We start from the raw sequence: 21187 nt of genomic DNA, 5'->3' as shown, positions 1-21187 counted from the left end.
CGGCCCATACATCGGTTCCTCTGCGGAGAGCTGGCGCTCTCCCGGGTTCATCCTGTTCAACTCAGATTGAATATCGGTTTTCGGTTAAGGCCGAATTAAGATAGGCTTGCTGCAGGGCTTGCAGGGGACAAACCATCCGGCAGCCTTTCCTTCCCGCCGGAAATCCTTGAAAATAGCGCCATGTTCATCAAGCAGCTTTCCGAAACGCTCATCAACCAGATCGCTGCCGGCGAGGTCATCGAGCGACCCGCAAGCGCTGTCAAAGAACTGGTCGAAAACGCCATCGATGCGGGTGCGACGCGCATCGAGATCGCCACGGCGGGCGGTGGCAAGTCTCTTCTGCGCGTCACGGACAATGGATCGGGCATGGAGCCCGCCGATCTCAACCTCGCGATCCGCCGCCACTGCACCTCGAAGATCGCGACGACGCTCGACGATATCAGAACGCTCGGCTTTCGCGGCGAGGCACTGCCGTCGATCGGGTCGGTCGCGAAACTCACGATCACCAGCCGGCGCCAAGGGAGCGACAGCGGCTCGCAGGTGTCGGTGACCGGCGGCAAGACGACCGCGGCGCGGCCGGCACCGGCCAATCCCGGCACGGTGGTGGAAGTTCGCGACATCTTCTTTGCAACGCCGGCACGCCTGAAATTCCTCAAGACCGAACGGGCGGAAGCCGGTGCGATCACCGAAATCGTCAAGCGCATGGCGATCGCTTTTCCGCATGTGCGTTTCGTTCTGTCGGGCTCCGACCGCACCACGCTGGACCTGCCGGCGACCGGCGAGGACCATCTGGCGCGCATGGCGCAGGTTCTCGGGGCCGAGTTTCGCGACAATGCGATCGAGATCGACGCGATGCGCGAGGATGTGGGCCTCACAGGCTTTGTCGGGCTGCCGACGTTCCACCGGGGCAATTCGGGACATCAATACGCCTTCGTCAACGGACGGCCGGTGCAGGACAAGCTCATCCTGTCGGCCATCCGCGGTGCCTATGCGGAGCGGATGCCGTCAGGTCGCTATCCGGTGGCGGTGCTGTCGATCACGCTCGATCCGGCGCTGGTGGATGTCAACGTGCACCCGGCCAAGGCAGACGTCCGGTTTCGCGATCCGGGGCTGGTGCGCGGGTTGATCGTCGGCGCCATCCGCGAGGCGTTGCACCGCGAGGGCGACCGGGCGAACACGACCGGCGCATCCGGCATGATGCAGGCGTTCCGCCCTGGATTCTCGGCCTCGCCCGCCTATCGGCCGCCGACTCCAGCGCCCTGGAGCCCGGCAGCATCGCCATCGCGGCCGCTGCAGGCACCGTTCGGCTTCGGGGAACGGGCGCAACAGGATTTCGACGGTTTGACCATGCCGGCGGCCTGCACGGACGATGCCATATCTGAAACGGTGCACGTTTCGGAAGACAGGCAGCGCCACCGGCTGGGTGCTGCGCGTGCGCAGGTGCACGAGAATTATATCGTCGCCCAGACGGAAAACGGCCTTGTCATCGTCGACCAGCATGCAGCCCATGAAAGGCTGGTCTATGAGGCACTGCGCCAGGCTTTGAACGACAAGCGGCTGGCGTCGCAGGTTCTGCTCATTCCGGAGATCGTCGATCTGCCGGAAGAGGAGTGCGACCGGCTGATGCTGCATGCGGAGGAACTCGACCGGCTGGGGCTGGCGGTCGAGCGGTTCGGTCCAGGCGCGGTTGCGGTGCGCGAGACGCCCGCCATGCTGGGCGAAGTGGACGCATCCTCGCTGATCCGCGATCTCGCCGACGAAGTGGCCGAATGGGGAACGGCCGGTGCCCTGCGCGGCAAGCTGGAATATGTCGCGGCCACCATGGCCTGCCACGGCTCGGTGCGATCAGGGCGCAGGCTTCGGCCCGACGAGATGAATGCGCTGTTGCGCCAGATGGAAGCGACGCCGGGTTCCGGCACCTGCAACCATGGCCGGCCGACCTTTATCGAACTCAAGCTCTCCGACATCGAACGCCTGTTCGGGCGGACTTGAAGGCGCGCCACACGCGGTGTAGGGAATGACGGCCAAAGGCGCGAGCAATCCGATGTTTTTTCGCAGGAGACGCAGACAGATGAACCGGTTCGAAGGCGGCAGCTTCCGCGAAGCGAAAATCCGGTACCTGGATGGCGACTACCAGATCGTCAGCAGCGGTTCATACGTGATCTGCGCGATGACGGGGGCACAGATCCCGGTCGACGAGCTCAAATACTGGAGCGTGGCGCGGCAGGAAGCCTATGCCGATTGCGCTTCCTCGCTGGAAGCCGACAAGCGTGCCGGCATGCTGCCGAACCAGAGCCGGGCTTAAGCACAATCAACCGACGCGCGTTTGCGCCCTGATCAGGGTTTCACGCCGTTCTTCAAGCGACGCTCCCGAAACCTTGCGAAAGCCGCATCGATGATCTGGCCGGGCGCCTTCGGATTGTCGAAGATCATCTCCACGTCCACCACCTGTACCCGGTTGAGCAATTTTTCGGCGGGACCGTGATGACCGACGAGACGCACCGCGTCCTTTGCCGTCGTCACGAGATGGAGACCGTTCCTGTCGGCATCCTCCAGCAGGCTTTCGATTTCATCCGCCAAGAAGAAATGATGGTCCGGGAACGACCGGCGCTCTGAAATCAGCCCGCCGACGCTGTTGACGGTGCGGTAGAATTTCTCCGGATCGGCAATCCCGGTAAAGGCGAGAAGATTTGTGCCCGCCAGCGACTGGCCGGGGTTTGGATCGAGTGTCGCGACGTGGACCTGCTTGCCGGCGCGCGATGCCTGACGCACGATCCTGTCGGCCGCGTCGCCGGTGCCGACCTTGAGGATGGCGGAGGCCTGGCGCATCTGCTCGGCCAGCGGTGCCCGCACGGGACCGCCCGGCACGAGATGGCCATTGCCAATGCCGCGAACGGAATCGATCACGACAAGCGCGAAATCGATCGAGAGACGGGCGCTCTGGAACCCGTCATCCATGATGATGAGATCGACGCCGTTTTCCGCCAGCATCCTTGCACCATCAACGCGGCGGCGGGAAATGACGGTCATCGCTTCGCGCTCGAGAAGCAGCGCTTCGTCGCCGACGGCTTCGGCTTTGTGTTTGGAACGATCGACCATTGTCGTGACGTCGAGCGATCCGCCATAGCCGCGGGTGAGGAAGCCGGGGGTGAGGCCCTTCGCCTTGGCGGCGCGGGCAAGCGTGATCGCCGTCGGTGTCTTGCCGGCGCCGCCGACGGTGAAGTTTCCGACGCAGATGACCGGCAGCGGCGCCTGCGCCCGCTTCGACTTCGCCATGCGGCGGCCGGAGACGGCACCATAGACGAACGAAACCGGCGACAGCGCCCAGACGCGCCAGTCGGCCTTGGTCCACCAGAAGGGCGGCGCTTCGGAAACCACCGCTCAGCCCGCCGCAGCCGGTGCCGAGACCGGCAGGAGGGCGGCAAAGGCGGAGATATCGTCGAGGCAGAGATCGGCGGCAGTCGACAGCGTCTGGCGCGAACCGGTCCCGGTCAAAACCGCGACCTTGATGCCGGCGCCTGCCGCCTCGCCCATGTGCATATCGTGATTGTTGTCGCCGACCATCGCCACCTGCGCGGGGTCGAGACCGACGACTTCGCAGAATTTGAGGAACATACCGGGTTTGGGCTTCACACCAAAACCGCTGTCATAGCCGCAGATGAAATCGACATGATCGATAAAGCCGAAACGGATCGCCGTCTGGCGGATGGCTTCCTCATTGTCGCTGGAGGCGATGCCGAGCTTCAGGCCGCGGGCCTTCAGGGCGCCGAAAAAGGCGGCGAGATCGGTGACCGGAACCGAGTATTCGGCCGAGCGAACGAAGAGTGCATCGAGCTGACGGGTGAGGTCTGCCACGTCCATGGGCGAGCCTGCGGACACGAAGCCTGCGGCAATCTCGGCGGCATTGCCGGCCGCAAGCAGGCTGTCTGCACGGGTGTGGCCGGAGACGGGATCCATGCCGCCGGCTTGCAGGAGGCGCGTTTCGAGATCGGCGTCGCCGCCCGACGCGATGCGCGCCGCTTCCCGGTTCACCGGGCCCCAGCTCGCATCATAGTGCAACAGCGTGCCGTCCTTGTCGAACAGGATGCCGGCGATATGCGAGAAGTCCATATCCACCACGTCGCTTGTCGCCCCGGCCATCAGCGTGCAGCACCGGCGGCGGCTGTCTTCGGCTGAAGCCTGGCGCTGACGGTGAGCGGATTGACGTAAGGTTCGAGCGCCTTGACGGTCTTGGCCAACGCGCCGCGCATTTCGTCCATCGCGTCATGGCCGGCTTCGACCATCTTGCGGCGGGCAAGGTCGTTGATCATCAGGTAATGCACGGCCTTTGCTAGCATTTCGACATCGCGGACCATCCGGGCGCCGCCCTTCTTGACCAGATGCTGGTAGGCATCGCGGAAATTGTCGATGTTCGGGCCGGACAGAACCGCAGATCCGAGCATGGCCGGCTCCAGCGGGTTCTGGCCGCCCTCGTTGGTCAACGACTTGCCGACAAAGGAGATTTCGGTCAGCCGCAGATAAAGGCCCATTTCACCGATGGAATCACCGAGGAAGATATCGGTTTCCGGCGTGATCGTGTCGTTGCGCGAGCGGCGGGCGACGGTGAGACCTTCGGCCTTCAGCATGTCCTCGATCGCATCTGCGCGATCCGGATGACGGGGCACGAGGATGGTCAACAGGTTGCTTTTCGGCTTCAGCGCCCGATGCACGGTGGCGGCGGCCTTTTCCTCGCCATCGAAGGTGGAGATTGCAGCCCAGGTCTTGCGCTCGCTGATTTCGGCCTTGTAGCGGGCCAGGAGCTCCTCGTCGCATGGCGGCGGGTCGGTGTCGGTCTTGAGGTTGCCGGACACGATCACCGGCCAGGCGCCGAGATCACGGAAACGCTCCGCATCGAGATCGGACTGGGCCACCACGAGGGCCAGCTTTTCGAACAGCGCTTCGGCGATGGTATTGTGATTGTGCCAGCGCGTGAACGAGCGATCCGACAGCCGGGCATTGACGCGGATCTGCGGGATCCGGCGGCGTGCCAGTTCGGCGACCGTCGTCGGCCAGATTTCGGACTCGGCCGTAATGCACGCATCCGGCTTCCAGTAGGAGACAAAGCGCTTGATGGAGAATTTTAGATCGAACGGCACATATTGATGAATGACTTCATCGCCGAGCCTGGCATCGACCAGTGCTGCGGATGTAACGGTCCCTGTCGTCAGCAGGACATGGATCTCGCGACGGCGAAGTTCGCGGATCAGCGGCATGATCGACATGGTTTCGCCGACGCTTGCGGCATGAACCCAGACCAGCGGTCCGCGCGGGCGCGGCAGGCTGGCATAGCCGAGCCTTTCGAGACGGCGCGAGGAATCTTCCTTGCCCTTCATCGACCTGTACGTGAGGTACGGCCCGGCAAAGGGATAAAGCGCGATGCCGGCCAGACGGTATCCCGCCAGGGCCATGCGAGCCATACTGCCGCTCATCGCTTTTGCCCCCACTGCATGATGGCCGTCATCAATCCCGGTCGTCCTTCTGATATCGTATCAGTCGCCGAATTTCTGTCATGCACAAATGCGTCAAAAAGGGGTCCCGGACCCTATGTTCCAGACCCTGGCATTTCGAAACCTGGCAGATCAGGCTTGCTTCAGCGTTACTTGGGGCCTGGCTCGAGCAGGCGGTGCATGTGAACGATGAAATAGCGCATCTGGGCGTTGTCGACCGTCTGCTGTGCCTTGCTGCGCCAGGCCGTCAGGGCCGTTGCATAATCGGGATAGATGCCGACGATATCCAGCGCCGCAAGATCCTTGAACTGAACCTCTTCGAGGCTCGAAAGTTCGCCACCGAAAACCAGATGCAGAAGCTGTTTCTTGTCAGTCGTCGCGGTCATGTCCATCCTGTCCCGTTTATCCTCTCCGCCCGATCCTCATCTGCGGCATTACGCCACAAAGGTCAAGCGGCCGGAAATCGCTGGATCTGCGGCAATAGCCGTTCCAGTGCATGCTCTGCGCCAGCCGCCAGCATCTCGTGGCGGACCTGCCGCCGGTTGTAGGTGAGCGGGCTTCCCGCAAGGTCGGTCAACCGGCCGCCTGCGCATTCCAGGATAAGGTCGGCGGCGGCGAGATCCCAGTCATGCGAGTTGCGCTTGACGACGGTGCCATCGAGGCGTCCGTCCGCGACCATCGCCAGCCGGTAGGCGAGCGACGGGATATGCCGATGGCGTTCGACATGGCTGCGGAACGGCAGATCAAATTTCTTCACAAGGTTTTCATCGGCAGCGATCACAAGCTTATCATGATCATCCTTAGTAACAGAGATCGGCGCACCGTTGCGGATCGCCTGACCGCCCTTGACGGCAAAGAACTCCTCGCCGAGCGCCGGCGCGACCAGAACACCCGCCACGGGTCGGCCGTGATGGACGACGGCGACCGAGACGCACCAGGTCTTTTCGCCATTGATGAAGGCGCGGGTGCCGTCGATCGGATCCACCACGAACAGCGTGTCGAGTGAAAGCCTGGCGTCGTCGTCATCCGTTTCTTCCGAGAGCCAGCCGTAATTGGGACGGGCGGTCAGAAGCAGGCTCTGGAGAATGTCGTTTGCCGCAAAGTCTGCGGCACTGACCGGCGACGAGCCCTCGTTTTTCCACCAGACTTCCGGCGACTGGCCGAAAAAGCCATGCGCGATCTCGCCGGCCTGACGGGCGGCATCGCGGATCAGGTCCAGATCTTCAAGCCATTGCCCTTCCGCGCCAGCCATCGGTCAGCGTCCCGCCAGCGTCATGCCTTCGATGGCGATCGTCGGAGAGGCAGTGCCGAACTTGCGGTCGATATCGTTTGCCGGCGTCATCCGCATGAACATGTCCTTCAGGTTGGAGGCGATCGTCACTTCGGACACCGGATAGGCAAGCTCGCCGTTCTCGATCCAGAAGCCGGTCGCGCCGCGCGAATACTCGCCGGTGATCATGTTCACGCCCTGGCCGATCAGTTCGGTGATGTAGAAACCGGTGCCGATCTGGCGGATCAGGTCTTTGGGCGAAATATCGCCCGGTTCCAGCGCGAGGTTCGTGGAGGCCGGGGTGACCGACGTGCCGCCGCGCACGCCGCGGCCATTGGTCGGGAACCCGATCTCGCGGCCGGTCGAGGTAGAGAGGAACCAATGGTTCAGCACGCCGTCCTCGATCATCACGAGACGCTCGCCCTTCACACCCTCGCCATCGAAGGGGCGCGAGGAAGAACCGCGCACGATCAAAGGATCGTCGGTGATGTTGAGACCTGACTTCAGCACCTGCTGGCCCATCTTGTCGCGCAGGAACGATGTCTTGCGGGCAACCGATCCGCCATTGATGGCGCCGGCGATGTGGCTGACAAAGCCGCGCGCAATGCGCGGATCGAAGACGACGGTGACATTGCTGCCGGTATCGACCTGGCGCGGATTGATGCGCTTGACCACCCGCTCGCCGGCCCGCCGGCCGATCAGCTTAGGATCGTCGAGATCGGCTGCAAACAGACGGCTGTCGAAATCGTAGTCGCGCTCCATCTTCGTGCCCTCGCCGGCGATGACGCTGACGGAGCGGCCGAAGCGGCTGGCCATATAGGCGCCGGAAAATCCGTGCGAAGTAACGAGAACCATTCCGCCCATGCCGGCAGAGGCGCCGGATCCCGACGAATTGGTGACGCCTGCGACATCGAGCGCTGCCTGTTCCATCTCGAGCGCCACGTCCCGCATCGTATCGGCGGAGACTTCGGTCGGGTCGAACAGGTCGAGATCCGGGTAATCCCTGGCCAGGTCCTTTTCATCCGCCAGGCAGGCGAAGGGATCCTCTGGCGAGACCTTGGCCATGGCGACGGCGCGTTCGGCCAGGACCTTCAGATCGAAACCCGGATTGGCGGAAACGCTCGCAACCTTGTTGCCGACGAAGACACGGAGCGAGAAATCGTCGCTTTCCGAGGATTCGGTTCCCTCCACCTTTCCGAGCCGGACGCTGACGGAACTGGAGCGGGAGCGGACGACCACCGCATCCGCCTTGTCGGCGCCCGCAGCCTTGGCCAGATCGATCAGTTCGCCGGCACGCGCCAGAAGGGAGGCGGAATCGATTTGCGAGGTCATGTTTGCAAGCCTTTCGTTTGCACCCCATTTATTGTGCACCGACCAAAGCATCAAGGGCAGCGCTCCGATTCCCCGGTTGACCTTCCGCATTCCCGACCCGAAAGTGCCCCATGACTGCAAACGGCTCCCACTTTACCGAAATGTTGATGCTGCTTGCCGGTGCGGTGATCGCCGCCCCGCTGTTTCGCAGGCTGGGTCTTGGCACCGTGCTTGGATATCTCGCGGCCGGCATCCTGATCGGTCCGGTGCTGCAACAGGTGACCGATACGCAGGAAGTGCTGCATGTCGCGGAATTCGGCGTCGTGTTCCTGCTCTTCGTCATCGGGCTGGAGCTGAAACCCTCGCGTCTGTGGCAGATGCGGGCCGATGTGTTCGGGCTTGGGCCGGCGCAGGTGGCGATATCGGGTGGCGTCTTGAGCGGTTTCGCCTACTTGTCGGCGATGGCGGATTGGCGCGGCAGCCTGATGATCGGCTTCGGGCTTGCCCTGTCATCCACCGCTTTCGCGCTGCAGATCCTCAACGATACCGGCGAGATGAACAGCCGCTACGGGCAGCGCTCCTTCTCCGTTCTCTTGTTCCAGGATCTCGCGATCGTGCCGCTTCTGGCGTTGATCACAATCCTGGCACCCGGCACCAGTGAGGCAGCCGCCACCCCGATGCTGGACTTTGCAATCGCTGTCGCTGCCGTGGGCGCCATGGTGATTGCCGGCAAGTACCTGCTGACACCGATGTTCCAGATCATTGCCAGCAGCGGTGCCCGCGAGGTGATGATTGCCGCCGCCCTTCTCGTCGTGCTCGGTTCGGCGGCTGCGATGCAGGCCGTCGGTCTGTCGATGGCGATGGGTGCTTTCCTCTCCGGCGTCATGCTGGCGGAATCCTCCTATCGGCACGAGCTGGAAGCGGATATCGAGCCCTTCCGCGGCCTGCTTCTGGCGCTGTTTTTCGTCGCTGTCGGGCTTTCGCTCGAAGTCCAGGTGATCTTCGAAAACCTCGCCTTCCTGATCCCGGCCGTTGCCGTGTTCATGGGCGTGAAGGCGGCCGTGGTCTACGCTCTCTCGCGTCTGTGGGGTTCGCCGCCCAATGACGCGCTGAAGATCGCGTTCCTGTTGCCGCAGGGTGGCGAGTTCGGCTTCGTGCTGTTTACCACCGCGACCGCGGCCGGCCTCCTCTCTTCCGCCACCGCTTCGCTTCTGATTGCCGGCGTGACGCTGTCGATGGCGCTGACGCCGCTCGGCTCGGCGCTTGCTAGGCGCCTGCAGAAGAGCGAGACGCGCGAACATCTGGAGGAGGATTTCGAAGGCGCCGGAGCCGATGTGCTGATGATCGGCTTTTCCCGTTTCGGCCAGATCGCCGCGCAGATCCTGCTTGCCGGCGGCAGTTCCGTGACTGTCATCGATGACAGTCCGGAGCGTATCCGGCAGGCGGCCAATTTTGGCTTCCGGATCTATTTCGGCGATGGTGCGCGCAAGGACGTTCTGATCGCGTCCGGTATCGAGAAGACGAAGATCGTTGTGGTCGCGACGCAGAAACGGGAAACGACGGACCGGATCGTCGACCTGATTGCGTCGGAATTTCCCGATGTGCGCCTGTTCGTGCGGTCCTACGACCGGGTTCATTCGCTGGCGCTTCGCGAAAAGAACGTCGAATACGAGTTGCGCGAAACGCTGGAGTCCGGGCTGCTGTTCGGGCGACGGACGCTGGAAGCGCTCGGCATGAGCGAGGCTGCCGCCTCCGAGATCGGCGACGATATCCGCCGTCGCGACGAGGAACGGCTGCAGGTTCAGGCCGTGCAGGGTTTGGGCGCCGGCCGCGAGATGCTCTTCAACAGTCCCGTTCGCCCCGAGCCACTGATCAAGCCGAAACGCACCGGCAAAAGCCCGGAGGAAAAGGCTTCCGGTGTTTCGATCGGCAAGTGGTGATCAGGCGGCCCTTTCCAGAGCCTCGATCGCCCGCTTCAACTCGTCTCTTGTGCCTTCTGAGGCTTCGAGGATGTCGCGCGCCTTGTAGAAATCCATCACGCCGAAGCGATTGACGCTGGGACGCAGGAAGATGTGCGGCGGGTTGAGTTTCAGCTTGAGGGCAATGCTGGCCTGCATGGTGAGCTGGCTTGCGCCGAACAGGCTGTCGAAGCGGTTTGGCGGATGCAGGCCATCGCCTTCCGGCGCGCCGACCACATCGATGCCGATCACCACGTCGGCGAGATCCATCAACTGCTCATAAGGGACGGGATTGAAGACGCCGCCATCGATCATGATGCGGTTGTTGACCCTGACCGGCATGAACAGGCCGGGAATGGCGGCAGAGGCGGCAATCGCCTTGCGCAGATTGCCCGTCTCGAGGATCACCTCCGCCTGGCCATAATAATCGGTGGCGGAGATCTTCAAGGGTATGACGAGATCGGCGAAATCCTGGGGGATCTGGCTCGGCAGGAAGGCCTCGAGGATCGGCTCCAGATTGAAGTGACCGAAGCGAAATCCGCCCAGCGCATCGCGCATCGTCGACGGGCCGAGACCCCAGAGCCGGTTCACCAGCGAGCCGCGGTTGCCGACGGTCTCGACGGTATAGTCGCGGATCTCGCGGCCCGACATGCCCGATGCCATGGCGGCGCCCATGATCGCGCCGATCGAGGAGCCGGAAATCGCCACCGGCCGGATGCCGAGTTCGTCCAGCGCTTCGATGACATGGATATGGGAAATGCCGCGAGCACCGCCGCCGCCGAAGGCGACCGCATAGCGCAGATCGCCCTTCTTGCCGCCAGGGCGATCCGCAGTCTCATGATCAGCAAGGGTCAGCCTCGTGTTCATGGATCGCCTCCCGCCTTTGCTCAGGCCGGCTCGTAGCGGAAGAAATCCATCCGCGTATCGCCGAATGTTCGGCTTTCGAGCAGCTTGTAGGCCGGATCGACTTCAACCGTCACATCGGCGCGTTCTTCGAGAATCGCGAGCGCGCCGGGCACCAGCCAGCCGCCGACATGGGCGGCAAACAGAGCCCCCTCACCCAGCTTCTGACCATAAGGCGGATCGGCGAAGAGGAAGTTGTAGGGTTCCAGCGTACCGACCGGGCCGAGCTTGGTGGCATCGCGGCGCAGGATGCGGGCGCGGCCATGCAGGCCGAAAGCGTCGATGTTCTCCCACAGGAGACCGCGACCTTCGACACCGTTTTCGACGAACAGCGCATGACGACAGCCGCGCGAGACGGCTTCCAGTCCGACGGCACCGGTGCCGGCGAAAAGATCGATCACCCGCGTGCCATCCAGCGCCTGCGGATAGACATGGCCGATGATGTTGAACAGGCTTTCGCGCGTCCGGTCGATGGTCGGCCGGATCGCGCTGGTTTTCGGCGTGGCGAGCGTGCGGCCGCGGAATTCACCCCCTACGATGCGCACGGATCAGCCTCTCGGGGTCCGCGGTTTTCCACCTGGGCCGCCTGATCGAGCGCCAGCCGGACGTCCGCCGGGCTTGCCACCCGAGGGGCGGCCACCCGAAGGCTTTCCGCCGGACGGTTTTCCGCCGAAGCTTGGCTTACCACCGCTCGGCTTGCCGCCGAAGGATTTGCCGGCAGGCCGTGCACCCCTGGGCTTATCGCCGAATGCAGGCTTGTCACCGAATGGACGATCCGAACGCGGACGATCGGGGCGGGTTTCGCCGGCATTGAACGAGCGGGCGGGACGATCACCATCCTCGCGCGGGCGACGGTCGCCCGTTGGCCGGTCACGTGTTGGGCGGTCACCCGTCGGGCGGTCGCCGGTGGAGCGATCACCGCGCGCCGGCCTGTCGCCATAAGGGCGATCCGAGCGCGGACGATCGGCGCGGCCTTCGCCGGCGTTGAAGGCACGGGCGGGACGGTCACCATCCTGACGTGGGCGACGGTCGCCGGTCGGGCGGTCACCTGTCGGGCGGTCACCACGGGAAGGACGATCCCCAAACGAACGCTCGCCGCGGGGCTTGTCGCCATAGGGACGATCGCCGCTTTCGCGCGGCTTGCGGTCACCGAAGGAGCGTTCGCCTCTCGGGCTGTCACCGCGGGGGCTATCGCTGCGGGGTCTGTCGCTTCTCGGCTTGTCGCCTCTTGGTTTGTCGCCACGGGGTTTGTCACCGCGCGGCTTGTCACCGAAGGAACGCTTGGCGCCGAATTCGCCCTTTTCCGGTTCCGGCGGAGAATCCGCGCGGATCCAGTCGGCGTCGTCATCGGCGCGCTTCACGATCACGCGGCGGTCATTTTCCGGAACCTGTTTCCTGAACAGCTGCTCTGCCTGCGCACGAGCGGAGACAGCCCGGACGCTGCCGTCGGCGTTTGGACGCGCACCCGGCGCCATCCAGACATTGGCGGTGCGGCTGGTGCCCATCGGCGGACGCTTCTTCGGCTTTTCGTCGCCGAGATCGCGGTCATTGGACTTGAAGCCCGGCTTTGCGCCGAACTTGCCCTCGGGCTTGCCACCAAATTTGCCGGCCGGCTTTTCGGAGAACTTGCGTTCGGTCGCCTTGGTATCGAGACGGCCAAGCGAGCGCTCGCGTCTGTCCTCGTCGCGTGGCCGTGCCGGACGATCCGCCGGGCTCGACCATTCGGAACGGCCCGAACGCGCCGGCTTCTCGTCTTCAGCAGCGGCAGGCGTTTCATTGTAGATCGGCGCGTCGAAATTCGCCTTTGCTTCTTCGATCAGGCGCGGACCGAGCTGGTCGCGCAGCGTGCGGCCGCGCACTTCCATGACCTCGCCTTCCGGCAGGTCGCCCAGCTGGAACGGGCCATAGGAAATACGGATCAGACGGTTGACCTCAAGGCCGAGCGCGCCGAGGACGTTCTTGATCTCGCGGTTCTTGCCTTCGCGAAGACCCATGGTGATCCAGACGTTGCGGCCCTGCGAACGGTCGAGCGTCGCTTCGATCGAGCCATAGAGAACGCCATCGACGGCAATGCCGTCCTTCAGCTTGTCGAGCGATTCCTGATCCACCTCGCCATGGGCGCGGACGCGGTAGCGACGCAGCCAGCCGGTGGTCGGAAGTTCCAGCACGCGCGACAGACCGCCGTCGTTGGTCAGCAGCAGCAGGCCTTCGGTATTGATGTCGAGACGACCGATGGAGAGCACCCGCGGCAGTTCGCCGGGCAGGTTTTCAAACACGGTCTGACGTCCTTCCGGATCGGAATTCGTCGTCACCAGGCCGCCGGGCTTGTGGTAGAGCCACAGGCGCGTGCGCTCGACACCGCGGATCGGCACGCCATCCACCTCGATCGCATCGTCGAAAGTGACGTTGACAACGGGCGTATCGAGAACCTTGCCGTTGAGCGACACACGGCCATCCATGATCATCCGCTCGATATCGCGGCGGGACGCCACGCCGACGCGGGCCAGAATCTTGGAAATACGCTCGGGCTTGCCATCCGATGCTGCCGTTTCGGCAGAGGCTGCCTGACGGCGCATCGGCTTAGCCGGCTTGTCGGCGGCAGCATTTTCAGCGCGGGGCTTTTCAGCACGCGGCGCAACGGAGCGCGGCCGTTCTGAGCGGGGCGCGTCGGAACCGGGCTTTGCGGGCGCCCGTTTCTTGAAGCCCGTCCCCGTCTTTGTCTTGCCGGCTGCAGCATCTGCAGATTTCGGCTTGATCTCGCGGATGAAGGTTTTGGCTTCGCCGCGCTTCGGCTTGTCTTTTGAAGTCATTTGTTGTTTGCCTGAAGCATGATGTCTACGGAAACGAACCGGACATTCGTGTTCGTGGATGGTGATGAAACACGCGCACAGCGCGCTTCGTGTTGAATGCTTCCTACCAGTTCATGCGAGCCGGGTTAAGAGGAAATCGCGGAAATGCCTAAGAGCGACGGTTTCATGGATGCCGCACTCGCAGAAGCCCGGTTTGCAGCGGCAAAGGACGAAGTGCCCGTGGGTGCCGTGCTGGTCCTGGACGGCGAGATTATTGCGCGATCCGGCAACCTGACCCGTACCGAGAACGATGTGACGGCGCATGCCGAGATTGCGGTTATCCGCGCTGCCACCGGGCTTCTCGGCCAGGAACGGCTTAGTGGTGCCGATCTCTACGTGACGCTGGAACCCTGCACCATGTGTGCGGCCGCCATCTCGTTTGCGCGCATCCGGAGGCTGTATTACGGCGCTGGAGATCCGAAGGGTGGCGCTGTGGAAAATGGCGTGCGTTTCTTTGCACAACCGAGCTGCCATCATGCGCCGGATGTCTATTCCGGGCTCGGAGAGCGGGAAGCCGCCGACATTCTGACAGGCTTCTTTCGCTCACGCCGGGATTAGGCAAGACAAGGTCTTACTGGAAGGGCTTCCACCAGCTGCTGTTCGACGCCTGGGTTGCGCTCTGCGCTTCCTTCTTGCGACGGCGCTCCTTCTCGTTCTCGGGTTCTCCGAGATCCTGAAGCGTTGCGGCATCGGCGGCACGGAATTCAGCCGGCGGCTCGGACAGGGAACGGCGGCGCGAGCCCATGTTGACCGTTTCGACATCCTGCTTGGCCTTGCGGAAGGCTTCCCATTTTTCCGTTTCGGTCATCTGACCGCCCTGGCCACGACCGGCCATCAGAGGCGAGCGGTAATTGTTGTTGCCTTCGTTTTCCTTGGCTTCCAGACGCAGGCGCGCACGGGTCTCTTCGGGAGACTCGACCCAGTTCGGGTTGCTTTCGCGGTTGGCAAGGGACTGCTGGGGCGCCGGAAGGCTGGCCTGACCCTTGCCGGCAACGACCAGCGTCGGGCGAGGATTGTAGCGCAGCTTTTCTTTTTCTTCATCGCGGGCGCTGCCGAGAGCCACGGCTGCTCCAAGATCGTCGCCGAGCTGGGCCATTGCCGTCTTGTCGGTGCCATAGGTCGGGCCGCCCATGCAGCCGGAAAGAGACACGGTTGCAGCCAGCATGCCAACCGCACCGATCGCGGCACGAAACGCATAAGTCGTTTTCATCAAACCCCTACCATCGGCGCCCGTCCTGACGCCTTCAAAACCGGAAGTCATCTCGTGCCGGAACATTCCGGCCAATTTCAGGCAGGAATACCGGATGACGCGGCCAAGCGCAATCATCCGGTAATCTGCAAGCCATCAGAGCCGGCCAAGCTTGGCCAGTTCTGTCAATGCAGCCGCATCGCGGGCCGAAACATCCGGCCAGGCGGGATCTGACCCGACATCCGTCGTCACCCGCCACGAGCGGGCGCATTTGACGCCGTCAGCAGGCTTCGGCTCAACCGACACGCCCGAGACTTCCGCAAGACGGAACGCCGTCTGCGGGCCTTCGTCTGCCACGATCGTGATGGCGGATGTGATGCAGGTTTCTTCGAAATCCAGCCCGTCCAGCGCCTTCAAAAGCTCGGCATCGGCGACATGGACAACGGGTGCGGCTTCCAGCGACGAACCGATGCGCTTGTCCTTGCGCTCGATTTCCAGCGCGCCTGTGACGACCGAGCGAACCTTGCGGATCTTTGCCCATTTCTCGGCAACCGCATCGTTCTTCCACTCGGCAGGCACATCCGGGAACTGTTCCAGATGCACGGAGACGGCATCGGGCTTCAGGGACAGCCATGCCTCTTCCGTGGTGAAGGGCAGCATGGGTGCGAGCCAGGTGACCGTGCATTCGAAGATCTTGCGGATGACCGCAAGCGAGGCGCGACGGCGCAGCGACGACGGAGCGTCGCAATAGAGCGCATCCTTGCGGATGTCGAAGTAGAAGGCCGACAGTTCGATATTGCTAAAATCGATCAGTGCGCGGGCGATCTTCTTGAATTCGAACGCATCGTAACCGGTGCGCACGACTTCATCGAGTTCGGACAGCCGATGCAGCATGAGCTTTTCAAGTTCCGGGAGCTCGGCATAAGCGATCTCTTCGCCGTCGTCGTGGGCCAGCGTGCCGAGCATCCAGCGGATGGTGTTGCGCAGCTTGCGATAGGCATCGACATTGGTCTGGATGATCGTCTTGCCAAGGCGCTGGTCTTCCCAATAGTCGGTGGTCATGACCCAGAGACGCAGGATATCGGCGCCGGCATCCTTCATGACATCCTGCGGCGCCACGACATTGCCGAGCGACTTCGACATTTTCTGGCCCTTCTCATCCATGGTGAAACCATGGGTGACGACCGTGTCATAGGGCGCGCGGCCGCGGGTGGCAGCCGATTCCAGAAGCGACGAATGGAACCAGCCGCGATGCTGGTCGGAGCCTTCGAGATAGACGTCGGCCGGCCATTTCAGGTCCGGACGGTCTTCGAGGGTAAACGTGTGCGTCGAGCCTGAATCGAACCAGACGTCGAGGATGTCCATGACCTGCGTCCACTTGGCGCCGTCATGGGCGTTGCCCAGGAAGCGTTCCTTGGCACCTTCGGCAAACCAGGCATCGGCACCTTCGGCATCGAAGGCTTCCAGGATGCGGGCATTGACCTCTTCATCCTGCAGGACATTGCCTTCCTCATCTGCAAACACGCAGATCGGGACGCCCCAGGCGCGCTGGCGCGACAGAACCCAGTCCGGGCGCTGCTCGATCATGGCGCGCAGACGGTTCTGGCCGGCGGCGGGCACGAAGCGGGTATCGTCGATAGCGGTCAGCGCACGGGTGCGCAGGGTCGTGCCGTCGGCGAGGTCCTTGTCCATATAGACGAACCACTGCGGCGTGTTGCGGAAGATGATCGGCTTCTTGGAACGCCAGGAATGCGGATAGGAATGCTTGAGGCGGCCACGGGCAAACAGCGCTTCGCGTTCGATCAGCGCCTTGATGACGCGGTCGTTGGCATCGCCCTTCTTGCCGTTGTCATCCATGACGCGGGCGCCCTCGAAACCGGGGGCGTCGGTGGTGTAGGTGCCCGAGTCATCCACCGGGAACGGGATGCGCGGATCGATGCCGCGCGCTTCGAGTTCCTTGACGCTGGACATCCAGGCCTCGAAATCCTCGCGGCCGTGGGACGGCGCCGTGTGGACGAAACCGGTACCGGCATCGTCGGTGACGTGGTCGCCGGCGAGGAGTGGGACGGTGAAGTCGTAGCCGAGATCCTTAAGGGGATGCGCGCAGGTGATGCCAGCCAATTCGTCGGCGGAGACGCCCCGCAGACGGTTGAAGGCGAGCTTTGCCTTAGCTGCGGATTCGTCCGCCAGGCTGTCTGCAAAGATCAGTTTCTCGCCCGGCTGCGGGCCAAAATCATTGGCAGCTTCGGTGACTTCGTAGAGGCCATAGGAGACCTTCGGCGAATAGGCGATGGCGCGGTTGCCCGGGATGGTCCACGGCGTCGTCGTCCAGATGACCACATGGGCGTCAGCCAGTTCTGCCGAGCCACTGTTCACCGGGAACTTCACCCAGATCGTGTCGCTCTCGTAATCGTGGTATTCAACCTCGGCTTCCGCCAGCGCCGTGCGCTCGACCACCGACCACATGATCGGCTTCGAGCCGCGATAGAGCTGGCCGCTCATGGCGATCTTCAGAAGTTCGCCGGCGATGCGGCTTTCCGAGTGGAAATCCATGGTCAGGTAGGGTCTGTCGAAATCGCCGACGATGCCGAGGCGCTTGAATTCTTCGGCCTGGATCGCGATCCACTTCTGCGCATAGGCGCGGCATTCCTTGCGGAATTCGATCATCGCGTCCGGCTGTTTCAGGTCGGGCTTGGCCTTGCCCTTGGCGCGGTAATTCTCTTCCTCGATCTTCCACTCGATCGGCAGACCGTGGCAATCCCAGCCGGGAACGTAGTTCGCATCATAGCCGCGCATCTGGAACGAGCGGGTGATGACGTCCTTGAGGATCTTGTTCAGCGCATGGCCGATATGGATGTTGCCGTTGGCGTAAGGAGGGCCATCGTGCAGCACGAATTTTTCGCGACCGGCGGCGGAGGTGCGCAGCTTCTTGTATAGGTCCATCTCGCGCCAGCGGGCAACGGTTTCCGGCTCTTTCTGCGGCAGGCCTGCCCGCATCGGAAACTCGGTCTCGGGCAGATAGAGGGTCTTCGAGTAATCGAGCTTTTCAGTCACTGTATCGGTCATATTGGCTATCGTCTCTGGCGCCGGGACAGGGGCGCATGCGGATGAATTCGGTGGCAGAAGCGCTCCTGGAAGCGCCGAAAACCCGGACCCTCCGGCCGACTGTTCAAGCCGCGCGGAAGGCCGGGCCGATAATTCGTATGATCATCGCGGCCATGATCCTGGCCCGCCGGAAATCTGTCATGGGGGCGGTTATTACGGTGTTTTTCGGGTGAAAGGAAGGGGCAAAACCGAGATGGTTCGTGGACTCCCTGCCCGCCCTTGGATTACAACTGACTATCTGACCAGTTGGAGGACGACATGCCGGAAAGACGTCAGGAAAACATCTGGAAGCTCGAAGATGCCAAGGCACGGTTTTCCGAGGTCGTGCGGCGCGCCCGTAACGAAGGCCCGCAGCATGTGACGGTGCGCGGAAAAGACAGCGTCGTGGTCATCAGCAGCGAGGAGCTGGAGCGGTTGAGCAGGCCAGCGCCCAAGACATCGCTGATAGATTTCATGGAAGGGTTGGGACTGGAGGATCTCAATCTCGACCGGGATGCCGACCGCGGACGGGACGTGGAACTGTGATCGGCTGGCTTCTGGACACCAACGTCATTTCCGCCCTGATCAACCCGATCGGCGCGCCTTCCGTCAAACGCTGGGCGGCAGACCAGGATGAAGATCGGCTGTTCATCAGCGTTCTGACGCTGGCCGAATACGACAAGGGAATTGCGAACCTTCCCGAAAACGATGCCAATCGCTACCGCTACAAGGCCGCCACCGATGCACTGGAAGCGCGGTTCAGTGGCCGTATCCTGTCCGCGACCGATCCTGTCGTGCGCCGGTGGGGCGAGATCTCGGGACGCGTGAAGCGTGCCACCGGTCACGCGCCACCCGTTATCGACACCCTCTTCGCGGCGACCGCAATCGAGCACGATCTCTACCTAATCACCCGCAACGTCAAGGACGTCACCATCTCGGGCGCAGCGATCTTCGATCCCTGGCGGGACGATGTTGCGCAGTTTCCGTTGAGTGGCCGCTAAACCTTCGGGTTGGCTTTCATCACCGCCACCAAGGCATCGTTGATGCGATCCTGCCAGCCGGGGCCGTCGTCCTGGAAATATTCGATGACGGCGCTGTCGAGCTTCAGTGACACGAGTTCCTTTGCCTGAGGAGCAGCGCGTCGTTCCACTGCCGGAGCAGCGGGTTTCTTGACCGGCTTGAACAGCGCTTCGGCCGCTTCCATCGGGTTTACGGGCCTGCGGGGTGGGGTTGCCATGCGCTTATCCTCCGTTGTCGACATTCGATTCGAACGCGATCTTCATGTCCAGTTCGCCGAGCGGCTTTACGCCTGAAAGCAGCGCCCTCGCCTCTTCCTCGTCGTTTTTCATCTGGGCAACCAGTGGGTCGAGGCCGTCGAATTTGAGTTCGGGGCGCAGGTAGCCGAAGAAGGAGACCGAGCAGAGCTCGCCGTAGAGGTTTCCGGAGAAATCGAACAGATAGGTTTCGAGAAGCGGTGCGCCGTCGTCAGTCACCGTCGGGCGGCGGCCGTAGCTTGCGACGCCGTCGTGAAGCGTGCCGTCGGCGCGTCTGAAGCGCACGGCGTAGATGCCGGGCTTCAGTTCCGTTTCGGGGGCAAGCTTCATGTTCGCGGTGGGATAACCGAGCTGGCGGCCGAGCTGTTCGCCGCCGATCACTTCCGCCTCGACCGTATAGCGATAGCCGAGCAGGCCTGCGGCAGCGACGACGTCTCCTTCGGCGATCAGATCGCGAATGCGGCTCGACGAGACGACTTCTGCGTTTTCATCGCGAAAGGCATCCACCAGCGACACCGTAAAGCCGTAACGATCGCCGGCGCCCATCAGGAAGGCCGGTCCGCCTTCACGGCCCTTGCCGAAATGGAAGTCGAAGCCCGTGACGACGGCGCTTGCCCCCAGCCAGTCGGTCAGGATCGTCTTCACGAAATCCTCGGCCGAACGGGTCGCGAAGTCGCGGTCGAACGGGTATTCGATCACCGAGTGAAACCCCATCGCTTCCAGGAGCCGTGCCTTGAGCGGTGCCGGCGTCAGGCGAAAGACGGGCTGGTCGGGGTTGAAGACGGTGCGCGGATGTGGCTCGAACGTCAAGACGAGTGCTGGCACACCGCGGCTGGCGGCAAGTTCCAGCGCACGATCGAGCACGCTGCGATGGCCGCGGTGGACGCCATCGAAATTGCCGATCGCGACGACGCCGCCCTTGAGGCTTTCGGGCAGCGGCTCCTTCATTTCGTTGCGGTGAAATACGGTCATGTCAGGTTCCGGATCAGGCGAGACGCGGCATCCAGAATTTCGGCGCCGCGTTCTCGCTTTTCAGCCATTCCTGCATGATTGCCTCGTCGGTTTCACCATCGACAGCATATTCCGCGATGTGAATGCCGGCACTGATATAAAGCAGGTCGAGGCCTTGCGAAAGCGCGCCACGAACATCGGTCGGCATGCCGTCGCCGATCGCGAGAACCCTCGCCTTGTCGACATCGCCGCGCTCCTGGCGGGCAATCGAGAGCGCCTCGTCGTAGATCGGCTTGTGCGGCTTGCCGGCGACGCGGACCTGGCCACCGAGCTGCTCGTAATAGGCGGCGACCGCACCGGCGCACGGAATGATCCGGTGACCGCGTTCGACCACCAGATCCGGGTTCGCGCAGATCATCGGCACGTTGCGGTTGATGAAGGTGGTCAGCATCTGGGTATAGTCTTCGGGCACTTCCTTCTCGTCGTCGAAGAAGCCGGTGCAGACGACGCAATCGGCGTCGGCTTCAGAAACGATCTCGATACCCAGTCCATCGAAGAAGTTGAGGTCGCGTTCAGGCCCCAGCAGAAACACCTTCTTCGGGCCTTCGGCGACCAGATGCCGGGTGACATCGCCAGACGTGACGATCCGGTCATAGGTTCCATCGGGAACACCGAGGTGCCTCATCTGTTCGATGACGCCGGGTGCGGGACGCGGCGAGTTGGTGATCAGGACGACAGTGGCGCCGGCTTCTCTGGCGGCGGCCAGGGCCGTGCAGGAATGCTGGAAGGCTTCGACGCCGTTATGGACCACGCCCCAGACGTCCGAAAGCACGACATCGTAGCCCTCGATCACGTCGTTCAAATTCTGGATGCGCTTTGCCATGTCAAAAGTTCCTGCCGGTTTTGCCTGCT

General features: G+C 62.9%; 20 protein-coding genes. 6 read left to right on the top strand and 14 right to left on the bottom strand.

The features are described 5' to 3' along the window. Positions 1-180 precede the first annotated feature (180 nt). Together mutL and ACQY1P_RS08535 are read left to right on the top strand one after the other, a co-directional pair. The gene (mutL, locus tag ACQY1P_RS08540; protein ID WP_430256082.1) at positions 181-1992 is read left to right on the top strand and encodes a DNA mismatch repair endonuclease MutL; all 1812 of its coding nucleotides are present in this window, start codon (positions 181-183) and stop codon (positions 1990-1992) included. Between the two features lie 79 nt (positions 1993-2071). After that, a complete protein-coding gene (locus ACQY1P_RS08535; RefSeq protein WP_092661380.1) occupies positions 2072-2305 on the top strand; it encodes a DUF2093 domain-containing protein in 234 nt (77 codons plus the stop codon). 32 nt (positions 2306-2337) lie between these two features. Here the strand turns inward: ACQY1P_RS08535 and lpxK are convergent, their stop codons facing one another. From lpxK to ACQY1P_RS08505, 6 genes are all read right to left on the bottom strand, one after another. After that, positions 2338-3378, bottom strand: coding sequence for a tetraacyldisaccharide 4'-kinase (lpxK, locus tag ACQY1P_RS08530; RefSeq protein WP_430256080.1), 1041 nt, complete (start codon positions 3376-3378; stop codon positions 2338-2340). 3 nt (positions 3379-3381) lie between these two features. Beyond that, on the bottom strand, positions 3382-4140 hold the full coding sequence (locus tag ACQY1P_RS08525) for an HAD family hydrolase (protein ID WP_430256078.1): 759 nt from the start codon (positions 4138-4140) through the stop codon (positions 3382-3384). Beyond that, the gene (gene waaA, locus ACQY1P_RS08520) at positions 4140-5468 is read right to left on the bottom strand and encodes a lipid IV(A) 3-deoxy-D-manno-octulosonic acid transferase (RefSeq protein WP_430256076.1); all 1329 of its coding nucleotides are present in this window, start codon (positions 5466-5468) and stop codon (positions 4140-4142) included. The genes ACQY1P_RS08525 and waaA overlap by 1 nt, the downstream gene beginning before the upstream one ends. Before the next feature lie 167 nt (positions 5469-5635). Next, complete coding sequence (locus ACQY1P_RS08515; RefSeq protein WP_062454846.1) at positions 5636-5872, bottom strand: DUF4170 domain-containing protein; 237 nt, start codon at positions 5870-5872, stop codon at positions 5636-5638. Between the two features lie 62 nt (positions 5873-5934). Then, entirely contained in the window at positions 5935-6738 is an 804-nt protein-coding gene (locus ACQY1P_RS08510; protein WP_430256074.1) for a 3'(2'),5'-bisphosphate nucleotidase CysQ, read from the bottom strand. A gap of 3 nt (positions 6739-6741) precedes the next feature. Further along, a complete protein-coding gene (locus ACQY1P_RS08505) occupies positions 6742-8088 on the bottom strand; it encodes a TldD/PmbA family protein (protein ID WP_184654007.1) in 1347 nt (448 codons plus the stop codon). A gap of 110 nt (positions 8089-8198) precedes the next feature. On the opposite strand from ACQY1P_RS08505, the gene ACQY1P_RS08500 reads away from it, so the two are divergent. Then, complete coding sequence (locus ACQY1P_RS08500) at positions 8199-10007, top strand: monovalent cation:proton antiporter-2 (CPA2) family protein (protein WP_430256072.1); 1809 nt, start codon at positions 8199-8201, stop codon at positions 10005-10007. Here the strand turns inward: ACQY1P_RS08500 and ACQY1P_RS08495 are convergent, their stop codons facing one another. The 3 genes from ACQY1P_RS08495 to ACQY1P_RS08485 are packed head-to-tail and all read right to left on the bottom strand — an operon-like array spanning position 10008 to position 13738. Further along, complete coding sequence (locus ACQY1P_RS08495) at positions 10008-10892, bottom strand: patatin-like phospholipase family protein (RefSeq protein WP_113109556.1); 885 nt, start codon at positions 10890-10892, stop codon at positions 10008-10010. It abuts the gene before it with no gap. 20 nt (positions 10893-10912) lie between these two features. Next, positions 10913-11473 carry a 16S rRNA (guanine(966)-N(2))-methyltransferase RsmD gene (gene rsmD, locus ACQY1P_RS08490; RefSeq protein WP_113109555.1) on the bottom strand — a complete coding sequence of 187 codons (561 nt, stop codon included), beginning with the start codon at positions 11471-11473 and terminating at the stop codon, positions 10913-10915. Positions 11474-11476: 3 nt separating this feature from the next. Further along, a complete protein-coding gene (locus ACQY1P_RS08485; protein WP_430256070.1) occupies positions 11477-13738 on the bottom strand; it encodes a pseudouridine synthase in 2262 nt (753 codons plus the stop codon). A gap of 144 nt (positions 13739-13882) precedes the next feature. Between ACQY1P_RS08485 and ACQY1P_RS08480 the strand changes: the two genes are divergently transcribed. After that, complete coding sequence (locus ACQY1P_RS08480; protein ID WP_430256068.1) at positions 13883-14335, top strand: nucleoside deaminase; 453 nt, start codon at positions 13883-13885, stop codon at positions 14333-14335. Between the two features lie 13 nt (positions 14336-14348). Here ACQY1P_RS08480 and ACQY1P_RS08475 read toward each other — a convergent pair whose 3' ends face one another. Both ACQY1P_RS08475 and ileS read right to left on the bottom strand, forming a co-directional pair. Beyond that, positions 14349-14987, bottom strand: a complete 639-nt coding sequence (locus tag ACQY1P_RS08475) for a hypothetical protein (RefSeq protein WP_062454852.1) — start codon at positions 14985-14987, stop codon at positions 14349-14351. Between the two features lie 135 nt (positions 14988-15122). Continuing rightward, positions 15123-18032, bottom strand: a complete 2910-nt coding sequence (gene ileS, locus ACQY1P_RS08470) for an isoleucine--tRNA ligase (protein ID WP_430256066.1) — start codon at positions 18030-18032, stop codon at positions 15123-15125. 297 nt (positions 18033-18329) lie between these two features. Here ileS and ACQY1P_RS08465 point away from each other — a divergent pair, with 297 nt between their 5' ends. Beyond that, complete coding sequence (locus ACQY1P_RS08465; protein ID WP_062453709.1) at positions 18330-18596, top strand: type II toxin-antitoxin system Phd/YefM family antitoxin; 267 nt, start codon at positions 18330-18332, stop codon at positions 18594-18596. Then, positions 18593-19051, top strand: coding sequence for a type II toxin-antitoxin system VapC family toxin (locus ACQY1P_RS08460; protein WP_430256063.1), 459 nt, complete (start codon positions 18593-18595; stop codon positions 19049-19051). Before ACQY1P_RS08465 ends, ACQY1P_RS08460 begins: the two co-directional genes overlap by 4 nt. Here the strand turns inward: ACQY1P_RS08460 and ACQY1P_RS08455 are convergent. From ACQY1P_RS08455 to ACQY1P_RS08445, 3 genes are read right to left on the bottom strand one after another with little or no spacing between them, the layout of a single operon-like run. Continuing rightward, complete coding sequence (locus ACQY1P_RS08455) at positions 19048-19287, bottom strand: BrnA antitoxin family protein (RefSeq protein WP_062579311.1); 240 nt, start codon at positions 19285-19287, stop codon at positions 19048-19050. The genes ACQY1P_RS08460 and ACQY1P_RS08455 overlap by 4 nt on opposite strands. A 4-nt stretch (positions 19288-19291) precedes the next feature. Continuing rightward, positions 19292-20296: a bifunctional riboflavin kinase/FAD synthetase gene (locus tag ACQY1P_RS08450; RefSeq protein WP_430256061.1), complete on the bottom strand. Its 1005-nt coding sequence runs from the start codon at positions 20294-20296 to the stop codon at positions 19292-19294. 13 nt (positions 20297-20309) lie between these two features. Then, positions 20310-21158: a TIGR01459 family HAD-type hydrolase gene (locus tag ACQY1P_RS08445; protein WP_430256059.1), complete on the bottom strand. Its 849-nt coding sequence runs from the start codon at positions 21156-21158 to the stop codon at positions 20310-20312. Between the last annotated feature and the right edge of the window lie 29 nt (positions 21159-21187).

The organism is Neorhizobium sp. DAR64872/K0K18 (assembly GCF_050500175.1).
In the GTDB taxonomy this organism is placed as follows: Bacteria; Pseudomonadota; Alphaproteobacteria; order Rhizobiales; family Rhizobiaceae; genus Neorhizobium; species Neorhizobium soli.
This window is presented reverse-complemented; position numbering and strand designations above follow the sequence as displayed.

What these genes read in the sequence shown, in the direction of transcription:
- waaA (WP_430256076.1), bottom strand. Translation starts at nt 5,468, where the DNA reads ATGAGCGGCAGTATGGCTCGCATGGCCCTGGCGGGATACCGTCTGGCC.
- ACQY1P_RS08535 (WP_092661380.1), top strand. Translation starts at nt 2,072, where the DNA reads ATGAACCGGTTCGAAGGCGGCAGCTTCCGCGAAGCGAAAATCCGGTAC.
- ACQY1P_RS08475 (WP_062454852.1), bottom strand. Translation starts at nt 14,987, where the DNA reads ATGAAAACGACTTATGCGTTTCGTGCCGCGATCGGTGCGGTTGGCATG.
- ACQY1P_RS08480 (WP_430256068.1), top strand. Translation starts at nt 13,883, where the DNA reads ATGCCTAAGAGCGACGGTTTCATGGATGCCGCACTCGCAGAAGCCCGG.
- ACQY1P_RS08525 (WP_430256078.1), bottom strand. Translation starts at nt 4,140, where the DNA reads ATGGCCGGGGCGACAAGCGACGTGGTGGATATGGACTTCTCGCATATC.
- ACQY1P_RS08445 (WP_430256059.1), bottom strand. Translation starts at nt 21,158, where the DNA reads ATGGCAAAGCGCATCCAGAATTTGAACGACGTGATCGAGGGCTACGAT.
- mutL (WP_430256082.1), top strand. Translation starts at nt 181, where the DNA reads ATGTTCATCAAGCAGCTTTCCGAAACGCTCATCAACCAGATCGCTGCC.
- ACQY1P_RS08485 (WP_430256070.1), bottom strand. Translation starts at nt 13,738, where the DNA reads ATGACTTCAAAAGACAAGCCGAAGCGCGGCGAAGCCAAAACCTTCATC.
- ACQY1P_RS08510 (WP_430256074.1), bottom strand. Translation starts at nt 6,738, where the DNA reads ATGGCTGGCGCGGAAGGGCAATGGCTTGAAGATCTGGACCTGATCCGC.
- ACQY1P_RS08505 (WP_184654007.1), bottom strand. Translation starts at nt 8,088, where the DNA reads ATGACCTCGCAAATCGATTCCGCCTCCCTTCTGGCGCGTGCCGGCGAA.
- ACQY1P_RS08450 (WP_430256061.1), bottom strand. Translation starts at nt 20,296, where the DNA reads ATGACCGTATTTCACCGCAACGAAATGAAGGAGCCGCTGCCCGAAAGC.
- ACQY1P_RS08465 (WP_062453709.1), top strand. Translation starts at nt 18,330, where the DNA reads ATGCCGGAAAGACGTCAGGAAAACATCTGGAAGCTCGAAGATGCCAAG.
- ACQY1P_RS08455 (WP_062579311.1), bottom strand. Translation starts at nt 19,287, where the DNA reads ATGGCAACCCCACCCCGCAGGCCCGTAAACCCGATGGAAGCGGCCGAA.
- ACQY1P_RS08515 (WP_062454846.1), bottom strand. Translation starts at nt 5,872, where the DNA reads ATGACCGCGACGACTGACAAGAAACAGCTTCTGCATCTGGTTTTCGGT.
- ACQY1P_RS08500 (WP_430256072.1), top strand. Translation starts at nt 8,199, where the DNA reads ATGACTGCAAACGGCTCCCACTTTACCGAAATGTTGATGCTGCTTGCC.
- ACQY1P_RS08495 (WP_113109556.1), bottom strand. Translation starts at nt 10,892, where the DNA reads ATGAACACGAGGCTGACCCTTGCTGATCATGAGACTGCGGATCGCCCT.
- ileS (WP_430256066.1), bottom strand. Translation starts at nt 18,032, where the DNA reads ATGACCGATACAGTGACTGAAAAGCTCGATTACTCGAAGACCCTCTAT.